Below are 16,397 nucleotides of genomic sequence, written 5' to 3' on the forward strand. Positions count from 1 at the left end.
CGTCTCATCTCAAACTCTAAGCTCTGTGCTCTAAACTGGTTAAATTATAACACCGCTTCAACGGCGCGGCAATCGAAGCTTACAAAAAACGATTCACCCGCCGGAACCACTCCAACTTCCGCAGATCCACGTCCGGCGCATAGGATTTCAAAAACACCGGCACCCACGACTCGCCGACATTATAGACGACGCTCTTCACCGCGATGGCGAGATCAAGATAGCGGTCGGCGGTCCCCAGCGCGCCCCAATCGACATACCCGGAGACCGCATCGCCTGCCGGAGTCAGCATGACATTTGGGAAACTGTAATCGCCGTGAATGACGACCAGGTCCTGCTCCGTCGTCTCCGGGCGGGATTGGATCAGCTCTTGCAACTCCGCTTCCGGATTCTCGATTCCTTCCTCCATCAAGCCGCTGTGCAAATTGATCTTGGCGACTTGCAACAGCACGTCTGTGCGCATATCATACGGGCACAGATTCACGGGCAACGTTTCGTGCACGCGGCGCAACCCGGCCGCCAAGAGCGGCACGATGTCGGCCGCGCGTCCCGCAAAGTGCTCGTCGGCGGCATGCACCCCCGGCACTTCCGACATCAGCAGGTATTCAAACACGCCCTCTTCGCGGAAATCCAGCACGTCCGGCGCCGGCAAGAACTGCGCCGCCCAGCGCGTGCGCTCCGCTTCAAACGCCAAGTCCGAACCCGCCAAGCGGCTCATCATCTTGAGATACCGGGTCGGCTGCCCCTCCAACCCGATCAAGCGATGCAGCGTGGCGCCGGAGCAGCCCACGGTCAATTCCTCCCATCGGCAGTTGCCGATCACTTCCCGAAACGTCTGGTTCATTACCAAACCCGCCACCCTTCCGCCACGATGTCCATCCATTTGTTGTGCGTCTTCGCATACAGAGCGCTCAGTTCTTTTTCCAGCGCGCGCTCGTCATCCGGCGACAATTCGATGCGCGGGGTGGATTCCACGCTCTTCATCAACTCGATTCGGTACGCGCTCGGCGGATGGGTGACGTCCAAACGGGAGTCTTCCCGCAAACTGAGGCGGCGCAAACGTTCGATCTCCGTATCCGGGATGTTCGCAACTTCACTTCGCAACAGCGAGACGAGGTCTTCATGCTTGTTGAAATAACACTTGTGAATCGTATACTGGAACGTCTGCGTCCAGAACAATTTCTGCAGCATCGACTCCATCGCTTCCCGTCCGCTCTGTTGCATCGCCAACAAATCCGCGTAATACTCCGCCCGCTGCGAATCGCGGAACAGCAAGTGCACCAATCCCATGCCAGTCCAGATCAAACTATACGCGAACAAGCGCATCAAGAGCAGCACCGGCATCAGCAGAACCCCTAGCAAGCCATTGCCGAACAGCGAAACCGGATAGATCATTTCCGCCCAGGTAAACAAATTCTCGTACGCCTGCGACACATAGAAGCCGCGGTTGCTGTCTCCGTTGGCTCCGTGCGCGGTCTCATGGGCTAGCAACGCCACTTTTTCCTGACCGTTCAGCACGGACAGGAGCGGCACCCCGACCCCGATGTACTTCTTGCCAAGCCCCGCCGAGTAAAAGTACGCGTTGTAATCGTGGGAGAAGACCAACCCGTCCACGCGCTTCGTGCCCATCGAATCGGCGAGATCATCGACCAATTTGTACAGCGTCGAGAACTCGTTGCGGTCGAGGAGGTGTTGCTTCTTCGGTTTTTTCCGCCATTTTGGAAGCGACACCCACGCCAACAGCGCCACCACCGTCCCCCAGATGTAACACGAAACCATCCCCTCCGTGACCGCGACGTAATACAACCAAGCCGCCGCCGCCACAAAAATCAACGTCACCCCGTGCACGACGGTCGCGATGGCGTACGCGAGCAACTTGGCGGGCGTGAACTTTCTTTTCAATGAAGAGGCTCGTCCTTGTACTTCTCGGAACAGACCTTCGCTCATCTTGGAGCCGAGTTGCAGCATGACTTTCTCAAAGCGGTTGGCAGGCTCCCGCTTCTCTTCGTCCGCCAAGTTCCAGTTGCAGCTCGGGCACCACGATTTGTACCCCGGCGTGTGCGGCAAGCCCGCTTTGCACTCCGGGCATTCTTTCCTTGTTTCTTGCGCATTCCCCAATGCGTTCGGAAGCGTCGCTGTTTGACTCATCTCTTTGCAATCCCCCATCGCTTCGATTCAACATGTAATTCTGCAATTCTTCACTTGTATTTTATTCGCCCCGCCGCTTTCTTCAACCTCCCTAATAAAAGGCCCAAATTCCGCCAAATCAGCGGATTCAGGCTCTTCTTGGCGTTGGCGTCCGTTTTTTCGCTTGGTGGCTTGAACGGCTGTTGCGATTATGGGGGGAGTCGGAGCCGGGCAAAAGCAGTCGATTTGTTATGAGGATTCCGATTTCCGAGCAGGTTTGCTACAATTGCCCTGTTGTGTCAATTCAATAGCCGGAATGGAGGCTGTATCACAATGAAATTTTCGGAATCCCTGCGTCAGAAGGTCGAAGCGAGCTGGCAAGCGAGTTTTGACCACCCGTTTGTCACCGGAGTGGCGGACGGGTCGCTTCCTTTGGAGTGCTTCAAACATTATGTGCTGAACGACTCCTACTACCTCTCTGTCTTCGCAAAAGTACAGGCGCTCGGCGCGGCGCGCGCAGGAGACCTCTACACGATGTCGCGCATGGCGCACCACGCCCAAGGCACGTATGAAGCGGAGATGGAGTTGCACCGCAACTTCACCGTGCGCCTTGGGATCACCGATGAGCAAAAAGCGGCGTTCCAACCGGCGCCGTCCGCGTACAGCTACGCCAACCACCTGATCGCCGTCGGCTACACGGGGACGCTCGGCGAGATTCTCGCCGCGATCTTGCCGTGCTACTGGCTGTATTGGGAGATCGGCAAGCGCTATGTCGGCGTAGAATCGCCGGAGCCGGTCTACCAAGACTGGATCAACGCGTACGGCGGCGAGTGGTTCGGCGAATTGGTCGCCGAGCAGATCAACCGTCTCGACGAGTTGGCGGAAGCGGCGTCGGACGAAGAGAAGCGGCGGATGGAGCGTCATTTTATTTTGAGCAGCGACTATGAGTATTCGTTCTGGCAGATGGCGTACACACTGGAGAAGTGGCCATTTGCAGAGAAGGAGACGGTATCGAAATGAACGTGATCTACTGTTTGACGCCTGCCCCGTATTGGCAGCAATTCGAGGGCAAGGCGGAATACCTTCCCCGCGATTATGAAGAGGAAGGCTTCATTCACGCGACCAAGGGGGACGACCTGTTGGAGCGCGTGATGAACCGCGTGTATACGACGTATGAAGGCGAGTTGTTGCTGCTCGTGATCGACGAAGACCGCGTGAAATCGGAGGTCAAGTACGAGCAAGCGAGCGACGGCGACCTCTACCCGCACATCTACGGCCCGCTGAACACCGACGCGATCGTGGAGATTCGCCAGATGGAACGCGGTCCTGCCGGCTGGACGGTCTAAGATGGAGCCGATTCGGCTCGGCGCGTTGATGCAGCATCCCCCGTTGATCATCCCCGACATCGGCGGCGACGAACGCGCACTCGTGCGCGAGACGGAGCTTGCCAAACATCCGCTCCAATGAAGAGCAAGTGCAAATCGCGCTGGAGAAAGCCGGGATTGCGACTGATGAGAAAGGCGTGTAGTATTACCGGTTTGAAGTGACGAGGTATCACTAAGAAAAAAAGAGACCAGCCTTGACGGGGCAGGTCTCTTTTTAATGATCGCCGTAGAGGGCGAGGTATTCCTCCACCCCTTGAAGCGCCGCGGTGATGAATGTTTGATCCGTCGTGAACTCAGCCTTTATGGCGATCGATCCAAGGCCATAGTCGTTCCAATAGCATTCGACCTGCACTTTGCCTACCTTCTCATAGGTCAAATTCAAGATCATTTCATGCCCGATCGTCGAGAAGGACACCGTCCCCTCTAAGTTCTCGTTGCTTTGCCGCAACGCTTCGTAAAAAGCACGCACCAGTTTCTGCGATGTTCTTTCATCTTTCAAGATACGAAATGTGCCACACTTGAGATCAATCATTACTTGGAGGAGTTGACCATCATACGGGTCGTCTTCCTCAAACCCCTTCAACTCCACCCGAACATGTTCCCGTTCATTTCTCACGTTGAAAATCTCCATCTCAACCCGCCCCCTCTCTGTTTCCCCTCATTCTACCATCGCCGCTGATTCTTTGGTAAACTAATCCCAGAACTTCTCAGAAAGCTAGGTGACCTCTAGATGGCATACGCAGAAATCAACGGCACCACCCTTTACTACGAGACGGCGGGCAGCGGATATCCGTTGGTGTTCATCCACGGCTTCAACTTGGACTCCCGCCTGTGGGACGAGCAGTTTGCCGAATTGCAGAAGCATTTTCAAGTCATTCGCTACGACATGCGCGGCTTTGGACAATCCGGCCCGGCAGCGGGCGACTTTTCCAACTACGACGACCTCGCCGCACTGCTCGACCATCTCGGCGTCGAGCGCGCGCATGTTTGCGGTCTGTCGTTTGGCGGCTACTCCGCGCTGGAATTCACCGTCGCGCACCCGCAGAAAGTCAACAAGCTCGTTCTCGTTTCCAGCGGACTCAACGGCTTCCCGATGACCGATGTGCGCAAGGAAGACATCGCGACGTTCAACTCCGTTGTGCAAACGGGAGACGTGAACGCCGTCGCCAACGTGTTCGCCAACCAGTGGCTCGAAGGTCCTGGCCAAGCGCCGGGCCGCGTCCCGACCGAAGTGCGCGAACGCTTCCTCGACATGGTCTTCCACGCGTTCGCCCTGCCGAAGCCGGAGAACTTCCCGAAATTCCTTCAGCCGCCTGTCATCGAGCGCTTGCACGAAATCAAAGCGCCGACCCTGATTCTCGCGGGAGAGCTCGACTACCCGGACATGTCGCAAATCGCCACCCTGCTCCACGGCCGCATCACGCTCTCCGAACTGGTGGTGCTCCCGAACATCGCGCACATCATCAACTTGGAAATCCCCGTGCAGTTCAACGACATGGTGCTCGATTTCCTCCAGATGTAAGAAAACCGCGCCTCGCTCCGGCATCCCAACCCGCAAGGAGCCCGGCAGTACGCCAACGCGATTCTGGCAACGCTTTCCTTACCGTTTGCAAAAGAGTCTCCGACCAGCACGGGTCGGGGACTTTTTTTGCCTCGAATCTGGTACAATGAGTGCTAGAAATGGGGTGGAAATATGTTACAAATCACAAAACTGGATGAGCGCCATATCGCCGACTTGGTGGCGCTTTCAGATTCGATCGGCTGGGATTATGCCCCGCCGGAATTGCGGTTTCTGCTGTCGGTCGGTGTGATGTACGGACATGTCGACGAGGAAGGTCGTGCCGTGTCCAGCGCGGCGGTGTTTCCCTATACGGGGCTTGCGTCGATCGGCGGCGTGATGGTCGACCCGAAGTACAGGCGTCTGGGTTTAGGAACGAAGGTGATGAACCGTGTCTTGGAGGACAAGCCCGGCATCCCGGCGATGCTCGTGGCGACGGCGCAAGGGCAGTTGCTCTATGAATCGATGGGATTTCATACCGTCGGGACGCTGCATAAGTTTTTGGCGGACACGTATGTGCCCGTTGCTGATGTGCCGCTTCCGGACGGGTATGAGTTGACACCGCTGAATCCCGCCGAACTGGAGTGGGAGCGCCTCGTACAGCTCGATGCTGAAGCGATCGGAGCGGTGCGCCGAAGATTTCTGGAACGACGAGTGCAACAAGCGGTCGACGGACTTCTCCTGCGCCGGGCGGGGTCCGTTGTCGGATTTGCCCTCGCGGTCCAAGGCCCGGTCTACCGCGTCATCGGCCCCGTTGTCGCGCCCAATGCGGAAACCGCGCTTGCGATGGTCGATACTTTGGCGCGTCGCCATGACGGAGCGCTTCGCATCGACATCCCCTCGGAACAAACCGAACTGACCCGTGCCCTGCCTCCCCGCGGCTTCCGTCTCGCCAACGTCCCGCCCGTGATGCTGATCGGTGCGGAACACCTGCCGCCGCGTCAGGGCACCCTGTTCGCCATTTCCGCACAAGCCTATGGATGAGAAAAAAGGATCGATCTCGCACGGACGGCGGGGTAGATCCTTTTTTCTTCTCTATAAACGATGAAGAAGCTCGTCATACTCCTTCCAAAACTTCTCCGTGAGCTCCCGTTCCCACTCATCAAAGATCTGCTTGGGCGTGCTGAAATAAAACTCTTTGGCTTGGCGGGCGAACGACAGCACTTGCTCTCGATAGCGTTCTCTGGACATCCGAACCTGCAAACCCGGATAAAACTGTTTCCCTTCTTCTTGGCTGTACCACGTGCGAAAGTCGTCCAAGATGACATCGTCCCCCTCAAACCGCACATTCCAGTCCGCACAGACGTAACAACCCATTCCTTCCAGCAACCCGCCGCAACAGTTAAACATCGGCTGGTGACGAAACTCGACGGTGTGACGCCCGTCCCGCAAGGATTTCAGCAAGAGTAACCCAGTCACGTTAATTGTCCAATTCTGCTCCTCGTCCGAGAGCACGATGTCATGGACTTTGAGGAAGATGTGGCCGTGCGAGCAGATGTCATACGACCCGGCGTCCGGGGAACTCCACTCTTGGTGCAAGATACGAAGTTCAAACGACAAATTTTTATCTCCTCCCGACAGAAAAAAAGAACCTGAAGCGCACACTCGCGCCTCAAGTTCTCTACTTCTACCAAAACGTTACTTAACCTTCCGCGAAGCCAGTTTGGCTTGGGTGAACAGCAGGAGGTAGTCATGGCCGCCCGCTTTGGAGTCGGTGCCGGACATGTTGAAGCCGCCGAACGGATGCACGCCGACGAGCGCGCCCGTGCATTTACGGTTGATGTAGAGGTTGCCGCAGTGCATCGTCTCCAACGCTTCGGCAATCCGCACTTCATCCGTGGAGTAGAACGAACCGGTCAGACCGAACTCCGTGTCGTTGTAGATCGCAATCGCTTCTTGCCAGTCCTTCGCTTTGGCGATCGCCAGCACCGGGCCGAAGATTTCTTCCTTCATGATGCGGGCGTTCGGCGCCACGTCTGCAAACACGGTCGGCTGGATGTAGTAGCCGTTGCCCGCCTCTTCCGCTTTGCCGCCGCCGGCGACGAGACGGCCTTCGCTCTTGCCGATCTCGATATACTCAAGGATCTTGTTGTAGGCGTTCGCGTCCGACACCGGGCCGGTTGCGTAGTTCTCTTCCGGCAGCCCGATTTGCAGCTTCCTGGTCAGTTCCGCGACTTTCTCGACCACTTGGTCATACACCGACTCGACGATAATCGCACGGGAGCCCGCCGAGCACTTCTGCCCTTGGAACCCGAACGCCGACGCCACGATAGAAGCCGCCGCCGCGTCGAGGTCTGCCGTTTCGTCGACGACGATGCCGTCCTTGCCGCCCATCTCCGCGACGACGCGCTTGATCCAAATCTGGCCCTCAGCCGTCTGTGCCGCCAGTCGGTTGATGTGCAGGCCGACTTCCTTGGAGCCCGTGAACGAGATGAAACGGGTCTTCGGATGCGCGGTCAAGTAGTCGCCCACTTCTGCGGAAGAGCCCGGGATGAAGTTCAGAACGCCGCTTGGCAGACCGACTTCTTCCATCAACTCCACAAACATGTGCGCGATGACCGGCGTGATCGAGGACGGCTTGAGCAGAACGGTGTTGCCGGAGACGATCGCGGCGGTCGTCATGCCGACACAGATCGCGAGCGGGAAGTTCCACGGCGGAATGACGAAGCCGACGCCCAACGGAATGTAGGTCAGCATGTTCTCTTCCGAATCGATCTTCGGCAGCGGATGGTGAATGTTCGTTTCGCTGAGGCGAATCGCTTCGCGCGCGTAGTATTCCATGAAGTCGATCGCTTCGGCGGTGTCCGCGTCTGCTTCCGCATAGTTCTTGCCCGCTTCGAGGATCATCATCGCGGAGAACTCATGCTTGCGCTCACGCATCAACTCCGCCGCGCGGAACAGGTATTCGGCACGCTCGCGGGCCGGGACTTTTTTCCACGATTCAAACGCGGTCAGCGCCGATTGCATCGCTTGCTCGGCGAGCGCTTGCGACGCTTTGGAGACGCGGCCGATCACTTCGTCCGTTTTGCCCGGGTTGATCGACGTGATCTTGCCTTCGGTCTGAATCAACTCGCCGCCGATGTGCAGCGGGATGTCGCGTCCGAGTTGGGTTTTGATCTTGGTCAGCGCCGCTTCCATCGCCGCTTTGTGTTCCGGTTGGGTGAAGTCGACAAACGGTTCGTTCACAAACGGAGTGATCTTGCGGACTGCCGGTTTGGTTTGGGTGGTCATGTACGCCGGGCTCCTCTCTGATTCTGAATTCGTTCTCGATTAGTTCGCCACGTTTGCGGTTTCAAGCACTTGCTTGATTCGCGCAATCGCCCAGTCGAGTTCTTCGGTGGTGATCGTCAGCGGCGGTGCGAAGCGGATCGTGGTCTCGTGCGTTTCTTTGCAGAGCAGGCCCAGTTCTTTGAGCTTCTCGCAATACGGGCGTGCGCGTCCCGTCAGTTCCACGCCGATGAACAAGCCGCGGCCGCGAATGTCCTTGATCTCCGGGTTTTGGATCTCGCGGAGCTTTTCAATGAAGTAGGTTCCGAGTTCGAGGGAACGTTCGACGAGCTTCTCCTCTTCAATGACGTTCAGCGCTGCGATGGCGACTGCACAGCCCAACGGGTTGCCGCCGAACGTCGAACCGTGGGAGCCCGGTTCAAAGACGCCGAGAATTTCGCTGTCGGCTGCCACTGCCGAGATCGGGAACACGCCGCCGCCGAGCGCCTTGCCCATGATGTACATGTCCGGGGTGATCTCTTCCCATTGCGACGCGAACAGTTTGCCGGTGCGGCCGAAGCCGGTTTGAATCTCGTCGGCGACGAACAGGACGTTTTGCGATTTGCAGGTCTCATACGCTTCCTTCAAGAAGCCGTCGCGCGGGATGAGGATGCCCGCTTCTCCTTGGATCGGCTCCACGAGGAACGCGGCGGTGTTCGGCGTGATCGCCGCCTTCAGCGCGTCGAGGTCGCCGTACGGGATGATCTTGAAGCCCGGGGTGAACGGCCCGAAACCGCGGCGGTACGATTCGTCCGACGAGAACGACGTGATCGTGGTGGTGCGGCCGTGGAAGTTGCCTTCGCAGACGATGATCTCCGCCATGTTCTCCGGCACTTTTTTCACGTCGTACGCCCAGCGGCGGACGGCTTTGATGGCGGTTTCGACCGCTTCGGCACCCGTGTTCATCGGGAGGATCATGTTCTTGCCGGTCACTTGCACGAGCTTTTCGTAGAACTCGCCGAGGCGCTCGCTGTGGAACGCGCGGGAGGTCAGCGTGACTTTGTCCGCTTGGTCCTTAAGCGCTTGGATGATCTTCGGATGACGATGCCCTTGGTTGAGCGCGGAGTACGCGGAGAGCATATCCATGTATTTGTTGCCTTCCGGGTCATGAACCCAGACGCCTTCCGCTTCGGCGATGACGATCGGAAGCGGATGATAGTTATGTGCACCGAACTTTTCTGTTTGGTCGATAATTTGTTTGGTTTTGGTCATGAGGGTGTAACCTCCTTGAAATTGCCTTAGGCTTTCTTAGGATATGTAGATTGCAAAAAGCGTGCCAATCGTGAAACAAGCGATTTTTCGTGCAAGTTCGGTTTTTTTGTGCCAAAATAATTGGCAGGAGCAAAAAAGTTCGGCAGAAGGAGGCAAAAACTTTTGGCAGAGGGGCGTTTTTTTCCGATCTATGAGCAGATCTTGAACGAGATCAACGAGGGCGTGCATGTGATCGACGCGGACGGGACGACGGTGGTGTACAACCGCAAGATGACGGAGCTGGAATCGATGTCCCCGCAGGACGTGCTCGGCAAGAACTTGCGCGACGTGTTCCATTTCCCGGCGCAGGAGGAGTCCACCCTGCTGCGCTGTCTGCGCGAGGGGCGGGCGATTCGCAACGTGCGGCAGAGTTACTTCAACGATAAGGGCAAGCCGATCACGACGCTGAACAACACCTACCCGATTTTTGAAAACGGGGTGCTGGTCGGCGCGATGGAGATCGCCAACGATGTGACGAAGATGGAGCGGCTGATCCGCGAAACGCTGTTGGAGCAGGAAAAAGGCAACACGCGCTACACGTTTGCCAGCATCATCGGCGAGAGCGATGCGATCCGCGACGTGATCGAGCATGCCAAACGGGCGGCGAGGACGTCGTCCTCCGTGTTGGTGGCGGGCGAGACGGGGACGGGCAAGGAGCTAATCGTGCAGAGCATTCACAACGCGAGCCTGCGGGCGGAGGGGCCGTTTCTGTCCCAGAACTGTGCGGCGTTGCCGGATTCGTTGATCGAGGGGCTGCTGTTCGGGACGGCGAAGGGGGCTTTTACCGGGGCGATTGAGCGGCCGGGGTTGTTTGAGCAGGCGGAGGGCGGGACGCTTTTTTTGGATGAGATCAATTCGCTGAGTCTGCCGCTGCAAGCGAAACTGTTGCGCGTGTTGCAGGAGAAGACAGTAAGGCGCATCGGCGACACCAAGGACCGGCGCGTCAACGTCCGCATCATCGCGGCGATCAACGAAGACCCGATTGAAGCGATTTCGCACGAACGCCTGCGCAAAGACCTCTACTACCGCCTCGGCGTCGTCACCTTGATGCTGCCGCCGCTCAGGGAGCGGTCGGGCGATGTGGCGGTGCTGGCGGAGCACTTCATTCGCAAGTACAACCAGTTGTTTGAAATGGAGGTGGACGGGGTGAGCGACGAAGTGCGGGCGTTCTTCACCGGGTATGAGTGGCCGGGGAACGTGCGGGAGTTGCAGCACTTGATCGAGGGCGCGATGAACTTGATGGACGAGGAGCGCGAGATTGAGATGGTGCATTTGCCGCTGCATCATGTGCGGAGGAAAAAAATACTCGCGCCGATGGAGGTTTCATCGGAGGAGGCGGCTTTGGGTTCAGCGGAGACTGTAAAAAAGTCAAGTCAAGCCGGTCGTACAGGGAGCGTCGAAATCGTGGATTCCGCAGAATTCGCCGGCTCCGACGAGATCGAAAGTTCGCCCGTTCCCGGCACTCTCCGCGATAAACTGGAAGAGTTTGAGAAACACTACATCCAACAGACCCTCGCCCGCCACAGCGGCAATTTGTCGAGGGCGGCGAAGGAATTGGGCTTGAGCCGACAGAGTTTGCAGTACCGGGCGAAGCGCCTGGGACTGCGGGCGTAGGCTTTTTTTGCCAAGGGCTGTCCGGCGAGCCGTGCGATCCCATGCCGATTGGATGGAGGCTCTGAAGAGGTATGTCTGACACACATCAACACCACGAATTGCAACGCACCATGAAAAGCCGCCACTTGTTTATGATTTCGCTTGGCGGCGTGATCGGGACAGGATTTTTTCTCGGGTCGGGGTATACGATCGGACAGGCGGGGCCGTTTGGCGCGATTCTGTCCTACCTCGTCGGCGGGCTGATCATGTATTTGACGATGCTCTGTCTCGGGGAGCTGTCTGTCGCGATGCCGGTTTCCGGCTCGTTTCAGACGTACACGACGAAATTTATCGGGCCGGGCACCGGGTTTGCCGTCGGCTGGCTGTATTGGCTGGGCTGGGCGGTCACGGTGGCGCTGGAGTTGTTGTCGGCGGCGCAGTTGATGCAGCGCTGGTTTGCCGGCGTGCCGTCGTGGGTGTGGTGTTTGGTTTTTGGCGTGCTGTTGTTTTTGCTCAATGCGCTGTCGGCGAGGTCGTTTGCGGAGACGGAGTTTTGGTTTGCGAGCATCAAGGTGGCGGTGATCTTGCTCTTCATCGTGTTGGGGGCGGCGGCGATGTTCGGGTTGATCGGGTTTCGAAACGGACAAGCCGCGCCGATGCTCCATCATTACACGTCGATCGGGCTGATGCCATACGGGATTAAAGGTCTGATCTTAACGATGATTACTGTGAACTTCTCGTTTCAGGGGACGGAGTTGATCGGGATTGCGGCGGGTGAGTCGCAGGACCCGGAGCGGACGATCCCGCAGAGCATCCGCACGACGGTGTGGCGGACGTTGGTTTTTTTCGTGCTGGCGATCTTTGTGTTGGCGGGGCTGATTCCGTATCAGCAGGCGGGCGTGGTGGAAAGCCCGTTTGTGGCGGTGTTTGACGCGATCGGGATTCCGTATGCGGCAGGGATTATGAACTTCGTGATCTTGACGGCGTTGCTGTCGGTGGCAAATTCCGGGCTGTATGCGGCGACGCGGATGATGTTCGCACTCTCCAGCGAAGGGATGGCGCCGAAATCATTGGGTGCCGTAAACCGGCGGGCGGTTCCGCTGAATGCGTTGGTGTTGACGATGGTGATTGCGTTTCTGTCGTTGTTGTCGAGCGTGTATGCGGAGGAAACGGTGTATCTGTGGCTGATCTCACTGGCGGGACTCGGCGCGCAGGTCGGGTGGATTTCGATCACATGGTCGCAGTTGGCGTTTCGCAGGAAGTACGTGCGCGACGGCGGACGCGTGGAGGATTTGAAGTTTCGCACGCCGGGGTATCCGCTGCTGCCTTTGATTGCCACAGTTTTGAATGTGGCGGTGCTCGTGAGTTTGGCGTTTGATCCGGATCAGCGAATTGCGTTGTATTGCGGGGTGCCGTTTGTGGCGGGGTGTTATGGGTATTATTATGCGGTGGTGCGGAAGCAGCTAAATCGATAGAAGAAAAAAAGACTTCTCTAGATGCAGAGAAGCCTTGTTTCTAGTATATTCAATTTATGATAAAACTTTGAATCGGAGGGCATCGTATGAGTGAAATTCAAGTATCGGCTGAAAACTTGCATCAAGAACACTATCGGAATGTTTTCCTTGCACAAGATTTGCGTACAGTCATGCATACTATCAACAGTCAAGCGCGTGTTAGTTGGACGGGCAATTGCTACGATCATTATCTTGATATCTTCAACAAAATGAACTCATTTGCTGAAGGAATTGCTTTGGCACTTGAGAAGACGGCCGGCTACCTGGAAGAAGCAGCCACACTGTACGACCAAGCGGAGTCAACAGCGAAACGACAGTTTACCGGCTCTCGCTAACTTAATACTTTGATTGAAAACGAGAGTGGTTTATGGAGTTGAGGCTTCGAAACCACTCTATTTAGCGTTGGTAAGAGGCTTTACATCAGCCGAGAGAATGACGACACGCTCATCTCGAATCCCGAAAGTAGCAATGTACCAAACACTTGGCCCGTTTTTCGGAAAGAGATACCCCTGCTTTTCCAGAATGAAAAAACTAATTTTAGCGCTAAACGGTTCATCCGGGAGGATCTTCTCACTCCTTGCTTGCTCAATCACATCTGTCACTTTTTGAGGTTGGGAAAGTTGTCCAGTCTTGGAATTGTACGTAGCCACATATTGATCAGCTCCGTGGAAAAAGGAGTCCCTGTACATATTGATTACGTAGTAGTCCGGATTGGACATGAGCAGAATCGCTCCGTTCATATAGAAGCCCTTCGTAAGAAGTTCTTCTCGGATCTGATCCTTTTGTTCAAATGGCATGTCATCAGTAGGGGCATATCTTCCTTCTTTTACTTCTTGCAATCGGCTTTTTTCCCACGATACCTCATAGTAGTAGCTTGATACACTCGGCCATGATGTAGGCCCATAAGGCCCCTCCGTAAGAACAAAACATAGAAAGACCCCGACCAAAACCCACATCGAGGTAAATTCTCTCCACCCTTGCACCCATTGTACTTTTCGAAGGAAAAGAGCATAGAGAATAGCAACCCCATACACGACCGGAAACAGCGTAAAGCCCCCTACGAAGTAGTACGGCCCTAATACCTCAGGAAACAGAAGATACAGCAGGAAGGAGAGCATTACGCTCACGACCAAACCCGCAATGTTCACAATCCACCTTTTACTTTTTTCTTTCATCCTGCGGTACCTTTCCCTCGTAAACATACTGGTAGACATCCTCGCGCACTTCAGGGTCTTCGTGCATATCCGAATGGTTCAATTCATCGTACATTTTCCACGAAAATTGATCGTCGGAAGTAAATTCCTTCAGTTTTGCAGCGCTGTCCGGCAACACGACCCCGTCACCAAATGGGCCGTACGCTCGACCGCCTGCTGAGAACACTTGAGTGTCCGGATTGAAATCAGTCCGATCCTTATACAGTTCATGGATCGGGTTCGAGTCGGACCGCAAATTATTGATCGCTGGGAACCATTTTCCAATGACAGCATTCCCCAAGATTCCGCCGGGAGTAAAGTCCATCCCTACCATGGCGTACTCATCCACCTTGGACCCACCGATGGGAGAAGCTAAGGTCACCAACTTAGAGACGTCCTCTCCGCCTGTGTCCAAAATGTATTTGGTGGAAACAATGCCTCCCATACTGTGGGATACGACAATCATGTGCTTTGTGTGCGCATCCGCTTCAGCACGGGCCGCCATCAACTCATACGCTTTCTCTTGGTTCTCAAACGTCATAGATCCATCTTCAAATACAAATTGCACAACGGGGCGGTCCGTTGATTGATTCTCACCATATTCAACATTCACTTTACCATCACGTGTATATGTGTAGATAATTGAAGCCCCGCCAAAATCGTCCGCCATCGTTTTGAACGTGCCGACACCGCCTTCAAGACCGTGCATAAATACGACAGGCACTCCATGTGTGCCGCCTCGACGACGCGCCTCTTCCTGATTCTGAAACGCTAGTGCCTTCATCTCTTCCGCGCTCTCTCCATGCGGTCCTACAGCTTCGGGGTGGTCGTTATAATAATCAATCACAGATTGGTTCATGAGAATAGTGTCATTGAGGTACTCAACGAGTTGCTCGCCTTGATATCTCACGGACTGAACTCCGACGACACTTGGAGCATTGCCATTTCCGAAAAATCTTGAATTGGCAATCTGCTGAATATGATCTCCAAGTGTGTGGGCGTTCGGAATCGAGTACAGGATCGCCTGAAACTCCCGTGTCAAGTCATTATTGGTCTGCCGTTCTTCTTCTTGGATACGAGCGCGCAAATTGGAGGTTTCCGAAAACAGACTGCCACAACCTTCCGGATTCTGTTGGCTCATCCAATAGATTTCGTCTTCCAATTGAGCCAAACGATGCCTCATCCCGTTCAGTGCGTCCAAGCGGTCCGCCAGCAAATAAAGGGCGGAGGATGTCCGTTGGTAAGCCGAAACCCAGATATCCAAGTCTGAATCGGTCAGTTGCATCATCTCTTCATAAGCTTGAGCCGCAGTTCCTTTCCAAGCTAACGGCCCTTGAAACAGTTGCGCCGTATTCGACTTCAGTTGTTTCTTGCTCGTGCGAATCATTTCCGATTGCTGTGAAAAAAGTGAGGCCGCACGCCGAATCGGATAGCTTTCTCCAGAAAGACTCACGAATGTCCCCTTCTTTCTTATCCTAAAAATCCATAAACCGTATTGATAAGAATATTATATTCAAAATATAGAGAATATCAAATTCCACCCAATTTGACCATTGAGAAATTGAGTTGTGGGAATTCAATGGTTCTATAGAAAAATATTGACAGGAAATAGGTACCACAATAAGATAGTTATATAAAAAAGAAATCATATAGTGGCTTCAAAATGGTTATTACCGTAATAATCAATTGACGTCCACTCAATGGCTTAGGAGGAGTCAAAATGGATAGAAAGTTTAACGTAACAACGAGTGAACTTATTGGCGCAGCGAACTTTATGGAAAAATCTCATGGTGACATCACCACGATCTACACCCAAGTTACGAACCAAGTTCAGAGGTTGCAAGATGTATGGGGTGGTGATGCATCCCAAGCTTTCCAAGGCTGGTATCAAGAGTGGAAGAGTGGCTATGACCAAATGATGGATGCCCTTCAAAAATTCCATCAGGCGACTACCAAATCGGCGCAAGTATACGCCGACACAGAAGGTGCGGTTCAAAACGCCTTTAACCTGCGCTAATGTATTTTACGGCCAGTGCCAGCTTCTCTGGTACGGCCTTTTTTATTTCACCAAGGAGGTACTAGAAATTTATGTCCCTTGCCCTTGAAAAGTCCGCCCCGCCGCTTCTCGTCACTTTAGAAGGCTTGAACGGCTCGGTTGATGTAGAACTTTCCGGAGATGTTGCCATCTCCACGATGTTGCCCCTGTTGATCCAACACCCTCGCCTGACGTTGCCGGGTGCTCCGAGTACACCCTCTGAATGGACAATCGGGATCAAAGGCGGCCAAAAACTGGACCCGAACAACAAACTGTTTGATTACGGAATCCTCGAAGGCACGATCCTCCTCCTGCAACCAAGCTCCCAATACTCAAATCCGTTGCCGGAAATCGAGGGAGAGCTTTCTCTGCCCAACGAGAACAAACTGCTCGTCCTGAAAAAAGCGACCTCATCCCTCACCTCGATGTTTAAGAGAAAAAAGTAACACTTTACTCAAAGAAAAATCCCCTTGCACT

Annotated in this window: 17 protein-coding genes; 9 read left to right on the plus strand and 8 right to left on the minus strand. The window is 55.0% G+C overall.

Annotation, left to right across the window (positions count from 1 at the left end):
- Positions 1 to 79: 79 nt before the first annotated feature.
- Both EL26_RS12795 and EL26_RS12800 read right to left on the minus strand, forming a co-directional pair.
- The gene (locus EL26_RS12795; RefSeq protein WP_038089357.1) at positions 80 to 841 is read right to left on the minus strand and encodes an aminoglycoside 3'-phosphotransferase; all 762 of its coding nucleotides are present in this window, start codon (positions 839 to 841) and stop codon (positions 80 to 82) included.
- Positions 841 to 2,145: a M48 family metallopeptidase gene (locus tag EL26_RS12800; protein WP_038089360.1), complete on the minus strand. Its 1,305-nt coding sequence runs from the start codon at positions 2,143 to 2,145 to the stop codon at positions 841 to 843. Before EL26_RS12800 ends, EL26_RS12795 begins: the two co-directional genes overlap by 1 nt.
- Positions 2,146 to 2,457: 312 nt before the next feature.
- Here EL26_RS12800 and tenA point away from each other — a divergent pair, with 312 nt between their 5' ends.
- Positions 2,458 to 3,144, plus strand: coding sequence for a thiaminase II (gene tenA / locus EL26_RS12805; protein ID WP_038089362.1), 687 nt, complete (start codon positions 2,458 to 2,460; stop codon positions 3,142 to 3,144).
- Entirely contained in the window at positions 3,141 to 3,470 is a 330-nt protein-coding gene (locus tag EL26_RS12810) for a DUF952 domain-containing protein (RefSeq protein ID WP_238546108.1), read from the plus strand. The genes tenA and EL26_RS12810 overlap by 4 nt, the downstream gene beginning before the upstream one ends.
- A gap of 253 nt (positions 3,471 to 3,723) precedes the next feature.
- Here the strand turns inward: EL26_RS12810 and EL26_RS12815 are convergent, their stop codons facing one another.
- Positions 3,724 to 4,140 (minus strand): WapI family immunity protein, encoded by a 417-nt coding sequence (locus EL26_RS12815; protein WP_038089365.1) that lies wholly within the window; start codon positions 4,138 to 4,140, stop codon positions 3,724 to 3,726.
- A gap of 99 nt (positions 4,141 to 4,239) precedes the next feature.
- Here EL26_RS12815 and EL26_RS12820 point away from each other — a divergent pair, with 99 nt between their 5' ends.
- Together EL26_RS12820 and EL26_RS12825 are read left to right on the plus strand one after the other, a co-directional pair.
- Positions 4,240 to 5,031 carry an alpha/beta fold hydrolase gene (locus tag EL26_RS12820; protein WP_038089369.1) on the plus strand — a complete coding sequence of 264 codons (792 nt, stop codon included), beginning with the start codon at positions 4,240 to 4,242 and terminating at the stop codon, positions 5,029 to 5,031.
- A gap of 171 nt (positions 5,032 to 5,202) precedes the next feature.
- Complete coding sequence (locus tag EL26_RS12825) at positions 5,203 to 6,051, plus strand: GNAT family N-acetyltransferase (protein ID WP_038089372.1); 849 nt, start codon at positions 5,203 to 5,205, stop codon at positions 6,049 to 6,051.
- 51 nt (positions 6,052 to 6,102) lie between these two features.
- On the opposite strand, the gene EL26_RS12830 is transcribed toward EL26_RS12825, so the two are convergent.
- From EL26_RS12830 to EL26_RS12840, 3 genes are all read right to left on the minus strand, one after another.
- Entirely contained in the window at positions 6,103 to 6,627 is a 525-nt protein-coding gene (locus tag EL26_RS12830) for a hypothetical protein (RefSeq protein WP_038089376.1), read from the minus strand.
- A gap of 78 nt (positions 6,628 to 6,705) precedes the next feature.
- Positions 6,706 to 8,298 carry an L-glutamate gamma-semialdehyde dehydrogenase gene (gene pruA / locus EL26_RS12835; RefSeq protein WP_038089379.1) on the minus strand — a complete coding sequence of 531 codons (1,593 nt, stop codon included), beginning with the start codon at positions 8,296 to 8,298 and terminating at the stop codon, positions 6,706 to 6,708.
- Between the two features lie 39 nt (positions 8,299 to 8,337).
- Positions 8,338 to 9,546, minus strand: a complete 1,209-nt coding sequence (locus tag EL26_RS12840; protein WP_038089380.1) for an ornithine--oxo-acid transaminase — start codon at positions 9,544 to 9,546, stop codon at positions 8,338 to 8,340.
- Between the two features lie 162 nt (positions 9,547 to 9,708).
- On the opposite strand from EL26_RS12840, the gene EL26_RS12845 reads away from it, so the two are divergent.
- The 3 genes from EL26_RS12845 to EL26_RS12855 all read left to right on the plus strand — a co-directional run bounded on the left by EL26_RS12845 (position 9,709) and on the right by EL26_RS12855 (position 13,027).
- The gene (locus EL26_RS12845) at positions 9,709 to 11,199 is read left to right on the plus strand and encodes a sigma-54 interaction domain-containing protein (RefSeq protein ID WP_152559260.1); all 1,491 of its coding nucleotides are present in this window, start codon (positions 9,709 to 9,711) and stop codon (positions 11,197 to 11,199) included.
- A 71-nt stretch (positions 11,200 to 11,270) separates the two neighbouring features.
- Positions 11,271 to 12,653, plus strand: coding sequence for an amino acid permease (locus EL26_RS12850; RefSeq protein WP_052036325.1), 1,383 nt, complete (start codon positions 11,271 to 11,273; stop codon positions 12,651 to 12,653).
- Between the two features lie 86 nt (positions 12,654 to 12,739).
- Positions 12,740 to 13,027: a WXG100 family type VII secretion target gene (locus tag EL26_RS12855; protein ID WP_038089382.1), complete on the plus strand. Its 288-nt coding sequence runs from the start codon at positions 12,740 to 12,742 to the stop codon at positions 13,025 to 13,027.
- Between the two features lie 57 nt (positions 13,028 to 13,084).
- On the opposite strand, the gene EL26_RS12860 is transcribed toward EL26_RS12855, so the two are convergent.
- Together EL26_RS12860 and EL26_RS12865 are read right to left on the minus strand one after the other, a co-directional pair.
- Positions 13,085 to 13,867: a hypothetical protein gene (locus tag EL26_RS12860; RefSeq protein WP_038089384.1), complete on the minus strand. Its 783-nt coding sequence runs from the start codon at positions 13,865 to 13,867 to the stop codon at positions 13,085 to 13,087.
- On the minus strand, positions 13,851 to 15,338 hold the full coding sequence (locus EL26_RS12865; protein ID WP_038089390.1) for an alpha/beta hydrolase: 1,488 nt from the start codon (positions 15,336 to 15,338) through the stop codon (positions 13,851 to 13,853). The genes EL26_RS12860 and EL26_RS12865 overlap by 17 nt, the downstream gene beginning before the upstream one ends.
- Positions 15,339 to 15,605: 267 nt before the next feature.
- Between EL26_RS12865 and EL26_RS12870 the strand changes: the two genes are divergently transcribed.
- A complete protein-coding gene (locus EL26_RS12870) occupies positions 15,606 to 15,902 on the plus strand; it encodes a WXG100 family type VII secretion target (protein ID WP_038089393.1) in 297 nt (98 codons plus the stop codon).
- Positions 15,903 to 15,973: 71 nt separating this feature from the next.
- On the plus strand, positions 15,974 to 16,366 hold the full coding sequence (locus EL26_RS12875; RefSeq protein ID WP_038089395.1) for an EsaB/YukD family protein: 393 nt from the start codon (positions 15,974 to 15,976) through the stop codon (positions 16,364 to 16,366).
- Positions 16,367 to 16,397 lie beyond the last annotated feature (31 nt).

Source organism: Tumebacillus flagellatus (assembly GCF_000714935.1).
Classification (GTDB): Bacteria; Bacillota; Bacilli; order Tumebacillales; family Tumebacillaceae; genus Tumebacillus; species Tumebacillus flagellatus.

Bases quoted from the DNA above. Each gene is read 5' to 3' on its own strand.
- EL26_RS12795 (WP_038089357.1), bottom strand. From the start codon at position 841: ATGAACCAGACGTTTCGGGAAGTGATCGGCAACTGCCGATGGGAGGAA.
- EL26_RS12800 (WP_038089360.1), bottom strand. From the start codon at position 2,145: ATGAGTCAAACAGCGACGCTTCCGAACGCATTGGGGAATGCGCAAGAA.
- tenA (WP_038089362.1), top strand. From the start codon at position 2,458: ATGAAATTTTCGGAATCCCTGCGTCAGAAGGTCGAAGCGAGCTGGCAA.
- EL26_RS12810 (WP_238546108.1), top strand. From the start codon at position 3,141: ATGAACGTGATCTACTGTTTGACGCCTGCCCCGTATTGGCAGCAATTC.
- EL26_RS12815 (WP_038089365.1), bottom strand. From the start codon at position 4,140: ATGGAGATTTTCAACGTGAGAAATGAACGGGAACATGTTCGGGTGGAG.
- EL26_RS12820 (WP_038089369.1), top strand. From the start codon at position 4,240: ATGGCATACGCAGAAATCAACGGCACCACCCTTTACTACGAGACGGCG.
- EL26_RS12825 (WP_038089372.1), top strand. From the start codon at position 5,203: ATGTTACAAATCACAAAACTGGATGAGCGCCATATCGCCGACTTGGTG.
- pruA (WP_038089379.1), bottom strand. From the start codon at position 8,298: ATGACCACCCAAACCAAACCGGCAGTCCGCAAGATCACTCCGTTTGTG.
- EL26_RS12840 (WP_038089380.1), bottom strand. From the start codon at position 9,546: ATGACCAAAACCAAACAAATTATCGACCAAACAGAAAAGTTCGGTGCA.
- EL26_RS12850 (WP_052036325.1), top strand. From the start codon at position 11,271: ATGTCTGACACACATCAACACCACGAATTGCAACGCACCATGAAAAGC.
- EL26_RS12855 (WP_038089382.1), top strand. From the start codon at position 12,740: ATGAGTGAAATTCAAGTATCGGCTGAAAACTTGCATCAAGAACACTAT.
- EL26_RS12860 (WP_038089384.1), bottom strand. From the start codon at position 13,867: ATGAAAGAAAAAAGTAAAAGGTGGATTGTGAACATTGCGGGTTTGGTC.
- EL26_RS12870 (WP_038089393.1), top strand. From the start codon at position 15,606: ATGGATAGAAAGTTTAACGTAACAACGAGTGAACTTATTGGCGCAGCG.
- EL26_RS12875 (WP_038089395.1), top strand. From the start codon at position 15,974: ATGTCCCTTGCCCTTGAAAAGTCCGCCCCGCCGCTTCTCGTCACTTTA.